We start from the raw sequence: 18,269 nt of genomic DNA, 5'->3' as shown, positions 1-18,269 counted from the left end.
TGTTTTATCCAAGATGGTATCTCCTTTTTCAGCTAATACACATTTTTTTGTAATCAGTTATTAGCCCCTTACTTGCCCATTCCCATATACAAAATACTTACTCGAAGTCATTGCTTGTAATCCCATTGGTCCTCTTGCATGAAGCTTTTGAGTGCTAATGCCGATTTCCGCACCATAACCGAATTCAAAGCCGTCTGTGAAGCGCGTAGAGGCATTATGATAAACTGCTGCAGCATCAACACCGTTTAAGAATTGCGCTGCTGCAATCGCATCTTCCGTTAATATAGCTTCAGAATGATTTGTACCATATTTATTTATATGCTCGACTGCTTCTACAACATTTGACACGATTTTTACACTAACTGTTAATGCCAAATATTCTGTTGCCCAGTCCTCTTCTGTAGCAAGCTTTGCATCTGAATATGCATTACAAACAGTGCCATCGCCAATAATCTCAACGTCATGTGCCGCTAAAGCTTCTAATAACGCAACACCGTGCTGTGCAAACCATTTTTCATTGATTAATACACTTTCTGTTGCATTACATACAGATGGACGATGTGTTTTTCCGTTAATGACGATATTTGTTGCCATCTCAGGTTTTGCCGATTCGTCTATATAAATATGACAATTTCCCGCGCCCGTTTCTAAAACCGGAACTGTCGCTTCACTTACAACCGTATCGATTAATGCTTTTCCACCGCGAGGAATCAGTACATCTAGATATTCTTTTAGATGGAATAATTCCTTCGCTGTTTCACGATTTGTATCTTCGATTAACTGCACTGCATCTACTGGTAGTGTTGTCTGCTCAAGTGCCTTATGTATCGATGCAACTAGTGCGATATTCGAAAACTTCGCAGATGAACTGCCACGTAAAAGTACAGCATTTCCTGTTTTCAAAGCTAGTGTCGCTGCATCTACAGTAACATTTGGTCTTGCTTCATAAATCATGCCAATCACACCAAGTGGCACTCTTTTTTTCAGAATATGCAAACCATTTTCTTTCTGAATATCCTCTAATACTTCACCAACTGGATCATTTAACTTTACTAATAATAGAATCGCATCTGACATATCTTGAATGCGTTTTTCATTTAAGAATATGCGATCTAAAACTGATTCTGAAAGACCTTTTTCACTACCTGCTTCAATATCCTTGTTATTTTCTTCAATTATATATTCTTTATCTATCAGTAGTTGCTCTGCAATTTTTTGTAATGTTTCATTTTTTTCTTGCGTTGTTTTACTGTTCATATGATAACTTGCTATTTTCGCTAACTTACCCTTTTTTTCTACTTCGCTCATTATGTTACCTCCACTTAGTTATGCTTTTACCCACTTATCACGATGAATGACCTCAATATTTGATACGATTAGTTCGTTTGTTCGTTTCCCCATAGCTTGTTTTAGTTCATCTGCGGAATAGAATACTTCTCCTCTTCCAAGCACGCCATTTTTACCGTAAACTTCAACAACATCGCCTTTTTGGAAATCACCTTCCATTTTATATACACCTGCAGGAAGTAAACTGCTACCTTTGGAGACAAGTGCTTGCTCCGCACCTTCGTCCACAAAAACTTTACCTGAAACAGCTGAAAATAATGAAATCCATTGTTTATTGTTATTTAATACAGGTAGTTCGTCTTTCTCTATATACGTCCCGTCCCCTGTACCCTCCAATACTTGCAATAATTTTCGATCACCTTTTCCGATACCGATAAATACCTTCACGCCAAGTTCATATGCTGTTTTCGCTGCCATTAATTTTGATTCCATGCCACCCGTTCCTACTTTTGAACCTGCTCCACTAGTGAATGACAACATTTCTTCAGTAACTTCAGTTAAAAAATCAATGCGTTTTGCATCTGGATTTTTAAATGGATTCGCATCATACAATCCATTTATATCTGTTAAGATTATTAACTGATCAGCATGTACTAATCCGCTTACTAACGCAGAGAGCATGTCATTGTCACCAAAAGTAAGTTCTTTTACTGACACCGTATCGTTTTCGTTGATGATTGGTAATACGGAACGATCCAATAATTCTGACAATGTAGAATAAGCGTTTTTATAACGATACTTGCTTGAGAAATCCGTTCTAGTTAATAAAATCTGTGCTGTCACAATACCATGTTTGCTTAATTGTTCTGTATATGATTGTACTAAAAGGCTTTGACCAACTGCTGCAGCTGCTTGTTTTCCTTTTAACGTAACAGGTCTTGAAGAGTAACCTAGCTTACGAAAACCACATGCCACAGCCCCAGAAGATACTAATACCACTTCATGACCTGCCTTACGTAGTGTTGCAATTGCATTTATATGATCTTGAAACTTTACTTGATCTATCTCACCCTTCGCATTCGTCAAAGAGCTACTACCTATTTTCACAACAATTCGTTTTTTATCCATCTTTATTGCCTCCAATACAACATAAAAAACCCTTTTCGCCCTCGAATATATCAAGGACGAAAAGGGTTACTTCTCGTGGTACCACCTTAGTTGAATGCATTAAATGCACCCCACTCAACCTCATAACGCTTGAGACTGCGCCTATGTTTGCATAGGAGCTAAGAAGTAGGTTCCGTGTGTTTGCTGTTACGATGTCTTGCAGCCGGTGAACATCGCTCTCTTATACAGTAAGATCACACATACTAGTCTTCTTTTCGCTAAATATTTAATTATAAGCATGCAACAGATTCTTTTAACTGTCAATAATCATTGCATAAATAAAGAAATAATGCTTAATTCAACATCTATTTGTGATACTTCATAATCTTTTACACATAAGAATAATTCATGTAAAAACGACTTAGTCGTTTCCTGTATGATATTTGGTAGGATTGTTACATCTTCGTTCTGCTTACAGCATCTTTTATAGAAAAAGCAGCAGTGATAATAGAAATCACTATGGTAGCTAATACAATCAGTAATACAAATCTGTCCTCCTGCATATCAATAAAATTCAATAAGTACTTTGTGAACTCTGGTTCTATAATATTCGGTCGCGTAATGATTATGATCAAGACAGCAGTAGCAATGAGCTCATAAAACGTTTGGAAAATAACGACTTTTTTACTCCATTGTCCTTGGATTCGTTTATAGAGAGATAATGCAATACCCAAGACAGCAATAATCACAATTAGAATCCAAAAATCATTTAAAATTTGTTGATTAAATGTTGGATATTTAAAAATGAGATCTTCTTCTCTATTCACGTACACTCCAATTAAACGATCCGCATTAAAGTAAATTGAAACCCAAATAGCGGTCCATACTAAACTACCAAAAAACGCATACTTTGAAATAGATTTATGCTTAGTAGTTAGCTGCACTTTGTTTAAATCATCAAGTGTCCATTTTTGAAGACCAGTCAAAATTTCCTCTTTCGGCTCTTTGGCAAATCTTTCGAGAAACGCAAAGATTAAGGTTAACCAAAAGAATACTTGAATCGCAACTTCTAGCATCATACCAATACCATTACCAACAAGTTTGAGGACTACCATTAATAAGGCTTCATCCCCCTCATAACTAAAAGCAAAATCTATGACAAATGCAATAAGAGCAATAGTCATTGCAATCGGAACTATCGTTTTTAAAAGAGATATATAGGATTGAAAATATATAGGACCAATTAAATACATGGGTTTATCCTGATAGGTTTTTGCAAGAACTGCTGGATCACCTAATTTTACAAGCGCCTCTTTGATGTCTTTTTCCGTATAATCAGAAGGCAACATATCTTCAATAGTCGCCTTCAATTCAAGAGCAATAGCTGCTCGATCTTTTTGAGACAATCTTCGAGTTACTTCATGGATATATTTATCAATTAATTCCATTGGTACCATCCCCTTTGTCTACCTTATGTTGATGCATTTTGTATCCCCCATTATTTTACCACTTAATTACATATACATAATATATTAGCCAAATGTATTATATGCACCACACTCATTTTTATATACAGTCAAATAAAAAAACGACTATCTACTTGAAGAGATAGTCATTTCTTAATCATATCAATTTGCATTAATCATTTGTTTTATATGTAAAAACAGTTCTAGAATTGGACAAGGGGCACCCTCAGCATGAGAGTACCCCTTAATTTATAATTAGCTAATTTTAATAAAACTCAAATTTCAACCCAATCATCCGGGGAATATTTACTCAAAAGCCTATAGCTTTCTGTACCGCGGTAAAATTCCACTGGTTAGCTTTCTAACCTAAGCAACGCAAACCCTACCTTCTTTTGCGTCCTTGTGACCCCAAAGTCACTCCAGTGTGAATAAGTATCTACAAAAACATTTAGTAGAATGCCAATATTTATAAACTAGCTAATCAGCATAAAAATTATTATCTCACGAAAAAGCAGTTTTGTCAATAGCGTTGCTTCACTACTTTCTAAAGTTACCTACTATTGATAAGAAACATGCGAATTTGTACGCAAATTGACCAATTGAATACATATTTTCATTTCCCTTTTCTTAAGTATAATATCTACCGTTACGTCAGATGCAACTACTTTAATTCACTTTACAAATAAACGAACACAACCTATTGCGTTCCTCTCTTTTTTATTTTCACTTGTGAAAAATAAAAGGTTTTTTCACTTATGGGGGATTCGAATTCTCATTTTCCATTTATATTCACATTCACTGCTAAATTTTTGAGCTTTTGGAGTTCATTCTCTAATATCTCTAATGGTATCTTTACCTCATCTTTATTTCGTAAGGCTATACTTTATTGAAACAGATTTTAAATTTATTGAAATTCAAATATTGAAAGAAGTTAGCACATAACCATTGGTAAAGAATTAAATAACAATTGTAGAGTTGCAACATTTTTCTTATTACCATGTTTAATGGTTTTTTTCCTTTTATATTTACTCTCTCTCGTAATGGGAACGATTTATTCATTTAAGGATGTAGTAATCGAAGAGTTATTGGATAATAAGAATAAAGAGTATCGTATCAAAAGAGAGTGTGGGGGTTTGAAAATGCAGTACAAAATTTTAATAGTGGAAGATGAAACTATTTTACGTGAGATAGTGAAAGATTATTTATTAAACGAGGGGTATAAGGTAGTTGAAGCCATTGATGGTGAACAAGCAATAGAATCATTTCAAAACTATGCTTTTCATCTAATTATTCTTGATATCATGTTGCCAAAAGTAGACGGATGGACTGTTTGTAGAAGAATCCGTAAGGTATCAAATGTTCCAATCATCATGTTAACCGCACGTATTGATGAGGATGATACATTACTTGGGTTTGAGCTAGGTGCTGATGATTATGTTGCAAAGCCATATAGTCCACCAATTTTATTAGCAAGAGTTAAACGTTTACTTGAAAGTCGATATCGATTGAATGAAGGATCAATTGATACTTTAACTAAAAATGGGATTTCAGTAGATTTTTCTTCAAGGTTAGTAAAGGTAGAAGGTGTAAATGTTAATTTAACACATACCGAATTTGAAATCTTAACGTATTTAATGCAAAATCAAGGAATCGTGATTACAAGAGAACAACTCTTGTATAAGGTTTGGGGACATGACTACTTTGGTGATGATCGAACGATCAATACACATATTCGTAATTTGCGAGCGAAATTAGGAACCAAATCAAAACTGATTTCAACGATTATTCGAACAGGGTATAAGTTTGAGGAGAGTTTATGAAATACGGTATTGTTTTAAAATTATTTTTATTAACAACAACGCTATGTTTGTTCATTACAGGGACAATTTATATTGGTCAGACCATATTCTTTAAGCAATACTATGAAAATCAGAAAGTAAATGACTTGAAATCAAGTATCAAATCATTTGAGAAACAATACTTAAAAAGTAATGGAAATGTGCAATCCATCCAGCAATTAGAACAAGATTTTTATCGTACTAACAATACATGGATAACCACATTGGATAAAAAAGGAAATATCATATCATCAAATGATTACTATGTAAAAATAAAGATAAATGACGAGAAAAATTCAAATCAATTCGTAACGATTCCACTGTATCATTTATTAAAAGGAGAAGATGTTTTTAAAGATACGCCTACCATTACAATGGGTGAGGAAGTGGATCTTTATACGATTGAAAAAAATAATATAATACTCCCGTTTTATCTATATTCTGTACAGAATGATTCTGATTGGTTAAATCAATTTATTTGGACAAGAATTGATAATGAACTCCAAATGAATAGTAAAGAACTTAAAGAATATAATCTACATGAGAAAATAACAATATCAATTAAATATCAAAATCAATATCATCCTAATTTTCGAATTAATCAATTTAAAGGAATCGTACAGAATGTCCGATTTCCTGAACAAAATGATGTTTCCAGTATCATTTATAGTAATAGCTTTTTTATGGAGCGTATTAGTGATTTCCAAACAGGCTTATTGTTTAATGAACAAAATCAATTCACAACATTCACAACAGATAATTATGATACAAATGGAATAAAATATAAACTGTTCATTGACCCGGTTAAAGATAAAAATGGAAACATTAGTTATATTTTTGCTATGGCTTCCTTACAACCAGTAGATGAAGCTGCACAAATGGTCAACGATTATTTTATCTATATGATAGCTTTTGTGTTACTACTAACTATTTTGGCTTCTTTCTACTATTCAATTAAAATTGCAAGACCATTATTAAAAATCAACAATTCAACTAGAAAAATTGCAGGCTTAGATTTTTCAGAACGAATTGAATATTTCTCTAAAGACGAAATAGGCGATATATCTCAGAACATAAATTTACTATCGGATACACTACATTCGCACATTACTCAGCTACAACAAGACATTGAAAAAGAAAAACAATTAGAGAATACTAGAAAAGAATTTATCTCAGGTGTCTCACATGAATTGAAGACCCCACTAAGTATTATGAAAGGTTGTATTTCGATCCTGAAAGACGGTGTTGCTAGTCATAAGAAGGATTACTACTTTGAAGCGATGGAAAAAGAAGTAGACAAGATGGATCGTTTAATAATCGATATGCTTGAACTAGCAAAATACGAGTCTGGAACGTACAAAATGAAAATGGAATCTTTTTATTTAGACAAAGTAATTGAGCATATTTGTCATCAGTTACATTTAGAAATAGAGAAAACGCAATTAACCATTCATAAAGAATTAACTTCAATAAAAGTTTTAGCAAATCAACATCTTATCGAACAAGTCATTACGAACTATATTACAAATGCAATCCGTTATACACCTTTGAATGAGCATATCTATATTTCGACCATCGTTGAGAATGAGCAGGTAAAAGTATGCGTGGAAAATAAAGGATCACATATTCCAGGTGACCAATTAGAAAAGGTTTGGGAACGATTCTATCGTGGTGATATGTCTAGACGACGATCTGAAGGTAGTACAGGATTAGGTCTAGCCATTTCGAAAAATATATTAGATCTACATGGTTTGCAGTATGGTGTCATGAATACTTCGGATGGGGTACTATTTTACTTTTACTTAAATATGAATCGTTGAAATGTACTGTATTTAAACATCAGGTTACCATCATATCTTTCATTTGAAGTAGATGACTGTTATTAAGTGTGGTATGAAAGAAAAAGGCGTCCTCTTAGCGAACTGACCAAGTTAATGAGACAGGGAACAAATCTCAACTATGGTTTGATTTGTGTTTTATTTGGTTTTACAGGTACTCCTGCTCTTAATTTATATTTGCTGGATAACTTACTCTTGTACCCATAGAAAAACACCTCCAAGTTGTCTTAGGTAATACATACCTGTTTTTCAACTTAAGGTGTTTTTATTTGTCTCAAACTATGGGGTCAGTTCCCAGTCAATAAGAGGAGTCTTTTTTGTTTTACAAAAAATTTTAATATTTGAATTTTCTAATCAGTAAAGCGGTGAAACAGAACATTACCTCCAAGGTGTTTCAGTTTTGTGCTCAATCATTTGTAATACTTTCGGTTCAATCTCTTTTAATCGTTGTTCCATTGTATGAGAGTTTTTAGGAATTTCTCCATTTTCTTCACCTTGAATCTGCAGGATAATCTGTGCTTTCGCAATGACCTCAAACACTTGTTGTGTGGAAACATTTTTAGATGATGCAATTTCAACAACCGATTTTCCAGTTGCTAATTCTTGTTTTAATTCTGCCCCATTCATATTTAATAAAGAAAATAGGTCCTGATTATTTAAAAAGTTATCAGCATAGTAATCAGGCTGACCATCACTTGTAAAAAAAGCCTCATCAGTAAAACTAAATTCAGTTGGTATTTTTTTGCTTTCTTGTACTTTTACTTCTTGTTTTGTTGTTTCATTCGATTGTTTGTTAACTATTTGTTCCGCTTTTACTGCCTCATCTTTCTGAATTTGTGTAGCATAGGCACTTCCAGTTCCTACTAATAATGCTGTTGAAATACTAAGTACAGTGAATAAATTCTTTTTACCCATTTAAATTCCTCATTCCATTGTTTTATTTGCCTTACAAAAACGATTATAGTTGGACAATGTTAAGATGAAGTCAAGACGGTATCAATTGGAAATAAAGTTTTTTGTTTTTGCGTAATTTTAACCAAAAGACTGCGATTAACTTACCATAATGATCTTCGTTTGCAGGCGTTTTTGCTAATGTTAGCGAAATCACAATTTAAGGTAATGGATCACCAATCAATGATATTTTCAAATACCAAATTACATATACTTTCGACGTATAAGTAAAGAAAAATGCCCGACTGTTGGACTACCGTCCTTCAGCCGGGTTTTCTTGTTTTTAAAATCAATTTTTTTGTCCCTACTATATCTTTTTCATCAAAAAATTCAACGTAATGTTTCAATAATAATTATTCTGTAACTTCTTCTACTAACTTGCCCCTTTAGTTGAATAAAAAAAGAGCTGTCGTAACAGCTCTCGATCTTTTACTTCAAATGTTTGTTTCTATCTATTTTCATACGTTTAAAGATAAAAAAAGACCTTAGATATAATGTTTTTTCTAACTTGTTTGTTCAACTAAAGCGCCCGATTGCGGAATAGTGGAAATTGCGAAAGAGCTGCAAAATGTCATTTCTAAATTTTTTCTAATGCACCCCATCCTTTATTATAGTAACATCTTTTTTAGTCCCGCTAAATTTCCTTTAAGAAATAAAGCATTTTTTCAATTCCACGACGTTTACACCACCCGATACTATTAAAAGCACCTGTAAATCGATAAAAAGGCAATACAATTACCTGTTAAAGGATATCTAAAATAGCTTTTACCCGTTATTTATTTTGGTGCAATTATTTCTTTACCACCCATGTATGGTCTTAAAACTTCAGGAATTACTACGCTTCCATCAGCTTGTTGATAGTTTTCTAGGATAGCGGCAACTGTACGACCAATGGCAAGACCTGAACCGTTTAATGTATGAACATATTCTGGTTTTGCATTTGGCTCACGACGGAAGCGGATATTCGCTCGTCGTGCTTGGAAATCCTCAAAGTTAGAGCAAGAAGAAATTTCACGGTACATGTTTTGTGCAGGAATCCAAACTTCTAAATCATATTTCTTCGCTGAAGTAAAACCTAAATCAGCTGTACACATTTTTAGCTTACGATATGGTAAGCCTAGTAATTGCAATACTTTTTCCGCATGATTTGTTAATAGCTCTAATTGTTCGTATGATTCCTCTGGTTTTACAAAGCGAACTAGTTCTACTTTGTTGAACTGATGTTGACGGATTAAACCACGTGTATCACGACCTGCAGATCCCGCTTCTGAACGGATGCACGCACTATAGGCAGCAAAACCTTGTGGTAAATCCTCAGCCAGTAAAATTTCATCACGATAGAAGTTTGTTACAGGTACCTCTGCCGTTGGAATCATGAAATAATCTGTTTCCTCTAATTTAAATACATCTTCTTCAAATTTAGGAAGATTTCCAGTACCCGTCAAGCTATCACGATTAACAATGACAGGTGGTAGCATTTCCTCATAACCATGCTCCTCTGCATGTAAATCCATCATAAATGTCATTAATGCACGTTCTAAACGAGCTCCAAGCCCGCGGTAGAATAAGAAACGGCTACCTGTTACTTTTGTACCTCGTTCAAAGTCAACAATCTTCAAATCTGTAGAAAGATCCCAGTGTGCTTTAATGTCAAAATCAAATGTTGGAATTTCACCCCAAGTATATTCTTCTACATTGTCGTCTTCTGTTGTCCCTACTGGTACAGATTCGTGTGGAATGTTTGGCAAGCGCATCATCATATCTTTAAAGCGCTCTTCAACATCATTTAGTTGAACATCTAGCTCTTTAATTTCATCGCCTACATGACGCATACGAGCAATAACTTCATCTGCATTTTCCTTGTTGCGTTTCATAATTGAAATTTGTTCAGATACTTTATTTCGTTCTGCTTTTAATTCTTCTGTTTTAGCAATTAACTCACGACGCTTTGCATCTAAATCCTCAAAGTCATCTAAGTTGCCTAAATCTTCATTACGTGTTAATAGCATTTCTTTAATTTCCGCGAAATTATCGCGTACGCGTTTAATATCTAACATAGTCATACCTCCAGTAGTTTAATGTCATTGCATCCGTTAAGTCTTGGTGTAATTGCGTTGCAAGCTAAACTCGAATAGCTCCGCTTAGAATCAAAATAAACACAAAAAAGCCCCCATCCCTAAAAAGGGACGAGAGCTACCCGCGTTGCCACCCTAATTGATTAGGCATATACCTAATCCACTTATTTCATAACGGCATTTCAGCCGGCTACAGCCTACTTACATTACTTCGACTGTGCAACTCCAGGACGGATTCACAAGTGCTTCTATCAGCTTCCACCAACCGCTGACTCTCTAAAAAAAACGTGCTTGCTACTACTTCCCATCATCGTGTTCAGTTATTTAAATTTTAACCATACTGTACTATATGAAAACAGATTTTGCAAGTCATACCATAAGATACAAAATATTCTAGAATTCTTGAATCACCGGTTAATTCCGGAATGAAATGCACAACCCAATAAATGACCATTTCGCGCTAAGATAATTTTCCCCTCATATTCAGCGAATTTCAACATTTTTACCGACTGCATTAATATGAGGAGCCCGAAGTCTTCAATGGAAAGGTCAGAATAAAACAATTGAATGTTTTCAATATAGTTATAATTCATCTAGAATACCCCTTTTAGTCACTTTCTATTGTTTAGTTTAAGGACAACACTTCACAATCTTTATAGTGATATTAACATAAATATCCAATAAAAAAACATCTCACCTCTAAGAAATCTATAGAGGTGAGATGTTTTTAATCAAACTTTATTATAAATAATCAATCTTTTTTTCAAAGCTACACTTTACGTATTTTGTATAAGTACTTATTTGAATTTAGCTTTGTACTGCAAATAAGAAATCTCTCCTATAATTAACAAAAAAGATCGACTCCTTTAAGGAGTCGATCTTTCACTTTAAATGTTCGTTTGTTTTTATAACTCGTTTATTGAACTAAAGCACACCCTTTTCTCCTACAATCATCAGGAAACTGTTCTCTGATGATTGCTCATTGAGGACTAGTCTTTGGAGTAATTTATTTATTCTTCATTTGTTGCGATTACTCGTGGTTCCGTCGCACTATTTGATGCATCAGTAACTCTAACTGCATTTCGTTCTTTGCCTTTATTTGTTGTGATTACACGTGGTTCTGTCGTACTATTTGGTGTATCAGTAACACTAACTGCATTTCGTTCTTTGCCTTTATTTGTTGTGATTACACGTGATTCCGTCGTGCTATTTGATGTATCAGTAACACTAACTGGATTTCGTTCTTTGCCTTCTTTCAACGTTGGTGACTCTTGGCCAGTTGCCGCAAGACGGTCATCCTCTAATGACTAATGTACATGCGAATGCTGTTTCTAAAACAGACTTTTTCTTTAAGGTCATAATGGACACTATCCTTTCTTCAATCCCGTTTTTACTAAAATGATTACAAAGCGACGTAACCGTATAGGTTTCATCTGCCATATTGATGAGAGATAGTGCATATGCTGACTTTGCCTTATCTCCAAATTGTCTAATAACCCTTTCGTCGCAAGAGAATTCAATGTCTCTGTTTACTAAAAAATACATAAGCCAAACTAATGGAAAATACAAAGTAATAAACTGATAATAGTTAAGCCTGAGTTAACACAAACTGTGAAATAAAAAAAGTTACCTTTTAGCAACTTAGGAGTGAAATCCATTAATTATATTTAGTAAGCCAATCAATTAATTGATCATAGTTACTTGAGAACATTGCGTTGTCTTTTGTATTAGACTGTTCAAGGTGAGTTAATATATCCCCTTCTTCTAATAAAAAAGCGACTGCGATAGTGTTCTCTAAAATATTATTAGCGAACAATTTGTCTTTCCACAATTTTTGTACAGAAAAATGTTCTGGAGTATAACCTTTACGATTAATTAACAACTTATACTTTTTTCCTTGTCTAATAAATGAATAGCACGTTTTTTCAAATGAATTAAACCATGCGTTTACATCTGCAAGGGTTATGTAACCTGTCAAATTAGTAATAATAATATCTTCAGAAATGGATGTACTTATATTTTTAACATTCAATTAAAAAACAACTCCTTTTTATTAGTATAAACCAAATTATGGAAGTTTGTAGAAATTTTAATTTTGCACAGTTCGAAGACCCTACGCTTGTTGAACTAAACTGCCCCTTTAGTAAATAAGAAAAAAGAGCCTCGTATTGATAGCTCAACGACCTTCTACTAAATCCCCGTTAGTAAAAAATTAATTGATATCTCCTGTAGCTTTAGAAAAAAGATTGATCAAAAAGTTTCCTTCAACCTTTATTTAACAGCAAATGCAAAAACTCCATTTTGAAAAAGGATTGTTCAAAATGGAGTTAATTTTTCTAACTAAGTATGAGATTTTTAAAAAATATTTTGATCATTTTCTACTAATGTTACTAAACAGTGGTGCCCTTTTGTTGAGTTCAGATTCATTCGATACAATCCTTTTACATCTAACTCTTCTGCTTTTTCGTCTATCGCATGTTGTTTCATTCCGTACTCTAATTTCCATTCTGCTTCATTTTCTTGCATATGGATTTTCACTACTTTCGTGGAAATCCGTGTCTATTTACACTCCACGCTATAATCAAAACAACAAGCAGCAACATCAACAGCACTCCTGGAAATGACTGTACACCAACAATCTCTAGCAAAGCACCACCAGCAACTGCTAAATTCCATTCAGTGGTATTAATAGGCATTACGACATCAACACCTTCTTCACCGCTTGCATAAGCAAGTGCAGTTTGCAACAGGGTGGCTGCACCTCCGAAAGTAAGTCCCAATAAAGCCACTGCCGAATAAACGATGGATACCGATGTGGCTTCCACCCATAGTACTGCGGCTACCAGCTCAAAACCGAGCAGACTAATCAATACAAGTAGTCGCATTGCCTGTTCATTCTACAACAGTACCATCTTAATAGTATTGATAAGCATCCCAATGCAGCGCTTAAAATTGGTTTATCCGGAGGCGAATTGTTAAATTCCTTATTAGCGGTTATTCAATTGTTTTGTGGCGGTCTTTCTTGAACAATTTTGATAATCCTTCGTAGACAACCGGTACGATAAATAACGTTAAAATTGTTGATGTAATTAAACCACCGACAACAGTAATTCCTAAGCCTTGCGAGATAATTGAGCCACCTGAGCTGCTGCTTAGAGCTAATGGTAATAGCGCGAATACGGTTGCAATCGCCGTCATTAAAATAGGACGTAAGCGCGTTTCAGCGGCATCGATTAACGAATCACGCATCGTTTCGCCGGCAAGTTCGTTATGAATAACGCGGTCGACGAACACGATGGCATTCGTGACAACGATCCCAACGAGCATTAAAATACCGAGCATAGACGATACAGTGAATGATTCGCCAGCAATAAGTAAGCCAAGAACGGCACCGATTAGTGTAAATGGTAATGAGAAGAGAATCGCAAACGGTGCTAAACCTTCTCGGAATGTGACAACTAAAATGAAATACACAAGGAAAATGGCCGCAATAATCGCTAAGCCTAATTGTGTGAATGTTTCTTGGATATCTGCAGATGTACCGCCTTGTTCAAGGGTTACACCTTTGGTAAAGTCGATATCGTTGACTTCTTTTTTAATACGAGTTGAAATCGCAGAGACGTCATCACCCTTAATGCCGGCAGTAACTGTTGCGTATTCTTTATTATCCTGACGGCTAATTGATGATGGTGTTGTTGATTTGTCGATTGATACTAAATCAGACAGTTTCTCCGTACCCTGCTGCGTCGTAATATCTTGTTTTAAGAAGGCTTTCATCGTTTCAAACGTTTTGCTGTCGTCTTGTGCAACGATAACATTTAACGTATTGTCGCCATCTTCAAGCGTTGTGACGATCGTATCACCTGTCGCTTGCATTAACATTGGTGATAATTGGTTAGCTGTTAAGCCATATTGTTTTAGTGCTTTTTCTTTCAAGTTAAATGTATATTGTGGATAGGAATCAGATACGCTTGACTTTGCATCTTTTAATCCTTTGTCGTCATTTAAAACGTCTTCGATTTGAAGGGCAGCTTTTTCGACTTTTGCACGATCTGTACTACTAATCGTGTAGCTCACTTCGTTTGAAGAACCGGTCATCGACATGTCTTGTTGCTTCCAAGTCCCTTTATGACCGAATGATTTTAAATGATCGAACAGTTTTTGTTGTTTGGCATCTAAGTTTTTCACATCTTCATTGAAAATGATGTATAGCATCGAACCAGAGCCTGCCATCATTGACATCGCATCTGGTGAAGCAGAGCTTGATGTGATTGATGATTGTACGAGTGTGACGTCGCCTTGTTTTGCGATGTATTTTTCCGCTTCTTTCACGGATTTATTTACTTCGTCATCTAATTCTCCAGTCGCTGGTGTGTACGTCGTAATCATCGTCATTTGTTGGTCGCTACCAAAGAAGCTAAAGCCCACTTTCGGTAATAGCGCGACAGAGCCGATTAAAATAACGAGCGCAATGACTAATGTAATAATTTTGTGATTTAATGCGGCATTTAACATTTTACCGTATCGAATGGCCATACGACTATGTTTTTCTTTACTGCCGACTTTTTGTTCTGGTGTAGCTAAAATTTCTTTTTTGAACATTGTGTGCGCCATAATTGGTACGACTGTAATGGCCACGATTAACGATATGCCAAGAGCAATAGCCATCGTTATTGCAAATGGACCGAATAATTCAGCGACCATACCATCGATAAAGATGATTGGTGTGAATACCGCGACCGTTACTAATGTAGATGACAGAATCGGTTTGAACATTTCTGTCGTAGCAGACGCGATTAATTGACGACCACGTAACGGCTCGTTTTTATCATACATGCGTCGGTAAATGTTTTCGACAACGACAATCGAGTCATCGATTACACGTCCGATAGCTACAGTTAACGCACCGAGTGTCATCATATTTAACGTCATATCGAGCGATTTAATGATGGCAATCGATGTTAATAATGATAGTGGAATCGAAACGATTGAAATGATTGTTGAGCGGAAGTTACGTAAGAAGATTAGAATGACTAATACGGCGAAAATCGCACCGAAAATTGCTTTTTCAAGCATCGTATTCACAGAATCTTCAATTGGTTGACCTTGGTCGCTCGTAATATCGATATTCATATCGATATTCGCTTTTTCTAAATCTGTTATTTTGTCTTTCACAGCGTTGACAACATCGACCGTATTGGCGTCTTGTGTCGCTGTAAGTTGAATTGAAATTGCTTCTTTGCCGTTGACGCGTGAAATAGAGTCGTGGTTTTCGACTTTTTCAAGTGTAGCCACGTCTTTTAATTTCACTGTTTGAACGCCAGCAGAAGCGGCTTGACCAGCGTCAGTATGCGCTTGGCTTTGTGCAGCGCCTGCACTTGAACCAAACACGATATCCATGTCGTTCAACTGTTTAAGCGATGTCGCTTTATCGTTTACGACAATCGATTTTTTCGTGTCATCTAATGTGTAAAGGCCAAGCTGATTTGTAACGTTTTGACCTTGAATTGCTTGGGTGACAGCTGCAGCTGTAGTGCCAAGCGCTGCTAATTTGTCTTCATCATACGTCAATTCAATTTCGTATGCTTCTTGACCTGTTACCGTTAATTGACCAACACCGTCGATTTTCTCAAGTGCGGTTTTCACATCATCTTCAACGAATTGAGTAGCTGTTTTTAAATTGCCATCTTCGCTAGAGACGCTAAGTGCTAAAATAGGCATCATGCTTGAGCTAAATTGCATGATTGTTGGTTCGTCGACACCTTCTGGTAAGTCGACCGATTTGAAGGCTTTTTCAAGCTTAGTTTGGGCCTTATCTAAATCGGTGTCGTAGTCGTAATTGACTGTCAGTGATGCAACGTTTTGAGACGATTTGCTGTTGACGCTATCGACGCCTTTAATAGAGGAAATCGCATCCTCGAGGGGCTTCGATACATCGTCGGCAACTTGCTCAGGGGTGGCATTCGGATAGACCGCTGATACGCTTAATGTCGGTAATGAAATGTTCGGAATGGATTCGTATTTAATCGTCGTTGACGCAAAAATACCCCAGACAATCAGTAAGACCGTCAAAATCCACACTGCTAGTTTGTTACCAATCATAAAATCAATAATGTGCTTCAATGTTTTCATCCTTTTCTTTATAAATTGAAGGGCAAACCCTTCGATAAGGACTATCATAAAAAGCGAATGTTAACTCAATGTTACGTAATCGGAAAATAATAAAAAAAGAAGCAACCGATTGGACTGACCTAAATATTTTAGACAACATAAAAAAGCACTTTGGAGGTGCTTTTGAATGGGCAAAAAACGTGTATATTCATATGAATTAAAAATGATGGCAATTGAAAGAAGGTTAGCGGGTGTACCGAAAAAACAAATTCAAGAAGAGTTAGGAATCAAAAATGATACACAAATTGAAACATTCACTGTCTCATTTTAGTGAGTCAGTACCCGATTAGTTGGTCGCTTCATTTTTATGCGGTAAAATAACGGTTACTCGTAAGCCACGTTCATAATTTTCAAGCTGGAATGTACCATGATGTTTTCGCACAATATTTTCGACGATTGATAAGCCAAGGCCATTGCCGGTCGATTTTTGATTTTTGGCCTTATAAAAAGGTTCTTTAACGCGATCTAGTTCGGGTTGCTCAATGCCAGGTCCTTCGTCCTCTAGTTGAATCGTGTAATGTTCACCATCACTGCGCAATGTAAGCCCTAACTTACAATTTTCCGGCGTAAAATGAATCGCATTGTTAATTAAGTTGTACCACACTTGATAGAGCAGTAACTCATCTGCTTCAATGATACTGCGCTCGATTTGTACATCAAACTCAATCGCTTTGGTGGCCCAGTGCGGCTCAAGTGAAATGATAACTTGGCGTAGTTGCTCTGCTAAATCGAATGTTCGTTTTTCGAGTGGTTGCGTACCATTTTGCAAGCTCGATAGTTTCAGTACATTACGACTTAGTTGCGATAAACGGGCGCTTTCATGCTCGATAATTCGTAAGTAATAAAGCTGCTTCTCGCGCGACATTTCCTTTTGTTGCAACGCTTTTGTAAAGCCTTTGATCGAAGTCAAGGGCGTTTGGAATTCATGCGAAATATTCGACACGAAATCTTTTTGCGACTGTAGCATTTTCTCTAAGTCATTCGACATCGTCCCGAAGCTTTCGTACAACTGGTCAATTTCATTCGAATAGTTTTTCGTATGTTTAAATGTGAAATTTCCTTTTGCAAACTGCGCGGTATATTCCTTCAGCTTGCGAATCGGGCGCACGATTTGAATCGACGTAAAGATATTTAAGCCGATGCCGACGAAGAGCGTAATCTTTGATAATAAAATAAATGCACTCTTCAGCATATTTTTAAAAATCGTCTGTTTCAAAATAAACTGTAAATATTTCGTGTCACTATGAATTTCAATAGGATAGATATACACTAAATCTTTCGACGTGTCATCGCCTTCTACTGCCTGGCCTTCGCGAATTTTTTTCTTCGACACATTGCTTAGTAGCGGCGAATTTTGCAACGTCTCCATCGATTGATAACTGATATTCGTCAATGAAAATTGGAATAGCTCATTTTGGAATGCATCTTCTGATAGTTGTTGTTCTTCAACCGATTGCGCAATTTTTTGCACATTGTTACTAATTTGCTTCGCAATATGGCTCGGTATCACTTGAAACGTAATAAATATCGCAATAC

At 35.7% G+C, this 18,269-nt stretch carries 16 protein-coding genes and 2 other annotated features; of the genes, 3 read left to right on the top strand and 13 right to left on the bottom strand.

Annotated elements, in window-relative coordinates; all coding sequences use genetic code 11:
• Positions 1–60: 60 nt before the first annotated feature.
• The 3 genes from BK137_RS06685 to BK137_RS06675 form a co-directional block, all read right to left on the bottom strand.
• Positions 61–1,308 (bottom strand): glutamate-5-semialdehyde dehydrogenase, encoded by a 1,248-nt coding sequence (locus BK137_RS06685; RefSeq protein WP_143691010.1) that lies wholly within the window; start codon positions 1,306–1,308, stop codon positions 61–63.
• Positions 1,309–1,326: 18 nt separating this feature from the next.
• Positions 1,327–2,415 carry a glutamate 5-kinase gene (gene proB / locus BK137_RS06680; protein ID WP_038182187.1) on the bottom strand — a complete coding sequence of 363 codons (1,089 nt, stop codon included), beginning with the start codon at positions 2,413–2,415 and terminating at the stop codon, positions 1,327–1,329.
• A gap of 49 nt (positions 2,416–2,464) precedes the next feature.
• Positions 2,465–2,679, bottom strand: a binding site (T-box leader).
• A gap of 170 nt (positions 2,680–2,849) precedes the next feature.
• The gene (locus BK137_RS06675) at positions 2,850–3,842 is read right to left on the bottom strand and encodes an HAAS signaling domain-containing protein (protein WP_038182190.1); all 993 of its coding nucleotides are present in this window, start codon (positions 3,840–3,842) and stop codon (positions 2,850–2,852) included.
• 1,157 nt (positions 3,843–4,999) lie between these two features.
• On the opposite strand from BK137_RS06675, the gene BK137_RS06670 reads away from it, so the two are divergent.
• Together BK137_RS06670 and BK137_RS06665 are read left to right on the top strand one after the other, a co-directional pair.
• Positions 5,000–5,680 carry a response regulator transcription factor gene (locus tag BK137_RS06670; RefSeq protein WP_038182195.1) on the top strand — a complete coding sequence of 227 codons (681 nt, stop codon included), beginning with the start codon at positions 5,000–5,002 and terminating at the stop codon, positions 5,678–5,680.
• Positions 5,677–7,518 (top strand): sensor histidine kinase, encoded by a 1,842-nt coding sequence (locus BK137_RS06665; RefSeq protein ID WP_038182197.1) that lies wholly within the window; start codon positions 5,677–5,679, stop codon positions 7,516–7,518. Before BK137_RS06670 ends, BK137_RS06665 begins: the two co-directional genes overlap by 4 nt.
• A gap of 396 nt (positions 7,519–7,914) precedes the next feature.
• Here BK137_RS06665 and BK137_RS06660 read toward each other — a convergent pair whose 3' ends face one another.
• From BK137_RS06660 to BK137_RS06620, 9 genes are all read right to left on the bottom strand, one after another.
• The gene (locus BK137_RS06660) at positions 7,915–8,451 is read right to left on the bottom strand and encodes a hypothetical protein (protein ID WP_051448641.1); all 537 of its coding nucleotides are present in this window, start codon (positions 8,449–8,451) and stop codon (positions 7,915–7,917) included.
• Positions 8,452–9,263: 812 nt separating this feature from the next.
• Positions 9,264–10,544, bottom strand: coding sequence for a serine--tRNA ligase (gene serS, locus BK137_RS06655; RefSeq protein WP_038182200.1), 1,281 nt, complete (start codon positions 10,542–10,544; stop codon positions 9,264–9,266).
• A 122-nt stretch (positions 10,545–10,666) separates the two neighbouring features.
• Positions 10,667–10,882, bottom strand: a binding site (T-box leader).
• An 87-nt stretch (positions 10,883–10,969) separates the two neighbouring features.
• Positions 10,970–11,155, bottom strand: a complete 186-nt coding sequence (locus BK137_RS22595; protein WP_038182203.1) for a type 1 glutamine amidotransferase family protein — start codon at positions 11,153–11,155, stop codon at positions 10,970–10,972.
• Between the two features lie 417 nt (positions 11,156–11,572).
• A complete protein-coding gene (locus BK137_RS06645) occupies positions 11,573–11,821 on the bottom strand; it encodes a hypothetical protein (RefSeq protein ID WP_076034810.1) in 249 nt (82 codons plus the stop codon).
• A 34-nt stretch (positions 11,822–11,855) separates the two neighbouring features.
• The gene (locus BK137_RS22955; RefSeq protein ID WP_076034809.1) at positions 11,856–12,131 is read right to left on the bottom strand and encodes a M56 family metallopeptidase; all 276 of its coding nucleotides are present in this window, start codon (positions 12,129–12,131) and stop codon (positions 11,856–11,858) included.
• An 88-nt stretch (positions 12,132–12,219) separates the two neighbouring features.
• Positions 12,220–12,594 carry a hypothetical protein gene (locus BK137_RS06635; RefSeq protein WP_038182209.1) on the bottom strand — a complete coding sequence of 125 codons (375 nt, stop codon included), beginning with the start codon at positions 12,592–12,594 and terminating at the stop codon, positions 12,220–12,222.
• A gap of 323 nt (positions 12,595–12,917) precedes the next feature.
• Entirely contained in the window at positions 12,918–13,088 is a 171-nt protein-coding gene (locus tag BK137_RS22240; protein WP_155981170.1) for a hypothetical protein, read from the bottom strand.
• An 11-nt stretch (positions 13,089–13,099) separates the two neighbouring features.
• On the bottom strand, positions 13,100–13,309 hold the full coding sequence (locus tag BK137_RS22235) for a hypothetical protein (protein WP_179078252.1): 210 nt from the start codon (positions 13,307–13,309) through the stop codon (positions 13,100–13,102).
• Positions 13,310–13,556: 247 nt separating this feature from the next.
• Entirely contained in the window at positions 13,557–16,685 is a 3,129-nt protein-coding gene (locus BK137_RS06620) for an efflux RND transporter permease subunit (RefSeq protein WP_038182218.1), read from the bottom strand.
• Positions 16,686–16,860: 175 nt separating this feature from the next.
• Here BK137_RS06620 and BK137_RS22230 point away from each other — a divergent pair, with 175 nt between their 5' ends.
• On the top strand, positions 16,861–17,004 hold the full coding sequence (locus tag BK137_RS22230) for a hypothetical protein (protein ID WP_155981171.1): 144 nt from the start codon (positions 16,861–16,863) through the stop codon (positions 17,002–17,004).
• 15 nt (positions 17,005–17,019) lie between these two features.
• On the opposite strand, the gene BK137_RS06615 is transcribed toward BK137_RS22230, so the two are convergent.
• The coding region (locus tag BK137_RS06615; RefSeq protein ID WP_076066826.1) for a sensor histidine kinase at positions 17,020–18,269 on the bottom strand (1,250 nt) is incomplete at its 5' end.

It is taken from the genome of Viridibacillus arenosi (assembly GCF_001955655.1).
Classification (GTDB): domain Bacteria; phylum Bacillota; class Bacilli; order Bacillales_A; family Planococcaceae; genus Viridibacillus; species Viridibacillus arenosi.
The sequence above is the reverse complement of the archived record's forward strand: the minus strand, read 5'-3'. Positions and strand labels throughout refer to the sequence as shown.

Coding starts and splice junctions, on each gene's coding strand:
- BK137_RS06665 (WP_038182197.1), top strand. CDS start 5,677: ATGAAATACGGTATTGTTTTAAAATTATTTTTATTAACAACAACGCTA.
- BK137_RS06685 (WP_143691010.1), bottom strand. CDS start 1,308: ATGAGCGAAGTAGAAAAAAAGGGTAAGTTAGCGAAAATAGCAAGTTAT.
- serS (WP_038182200.1), bottom strand. CDS start 10,544: ATGTTAGATATTAAACGCGTACGCGATAATTTCGCGGAAATTAAAGAA.
- BK137_RS06660 (WP_051448641.1), bottom strand. CDS start 8,451: ATGGGTAAAAAGAATTTATTCACTGTACTTAGTATTTCAACAGCATTA.
- BK137_RS06675 (WP_038182190.1), bottom strand. CDS start 3,842: ATGGAATTAATTGATAAATATATCCATGAAGTAACTCGAAGATTGTCT.
- BK137_RS22595 (WP_038182203.1), bottom strand. CDS start 11,155: ATGAATTATAACTATATTGAAAACATTCAATTGTTTTATTCTGACCTT.
- proB (WP_038182187.1), bottom strand. CDS start 2,415: ATGGATAAAAAACGAATTGTTGTGAAAATAGGTAGTAGCTCTTTGACG.
- BK137_RS06670 (WP_038182195.1), top strand. CDS start 5,000: ATGCAGTACAAAATTTTAATAGTGGAAGATGAAACTATTTTACGTGAG.
- BK137_RS22240 (WP_155981170.1), bottom strand. CDS start 13,088: ATGCAAGAAAATGAAGCAGAATGGAAATTAGAGTACGGAATGAAACAA.
- BK137_RS22230 (WP_155981171.1), top strand. CDS start 16,861: ATGGGCAAAAAACGTGTATATTCATATGAATTAAAAATGATGGCAATT.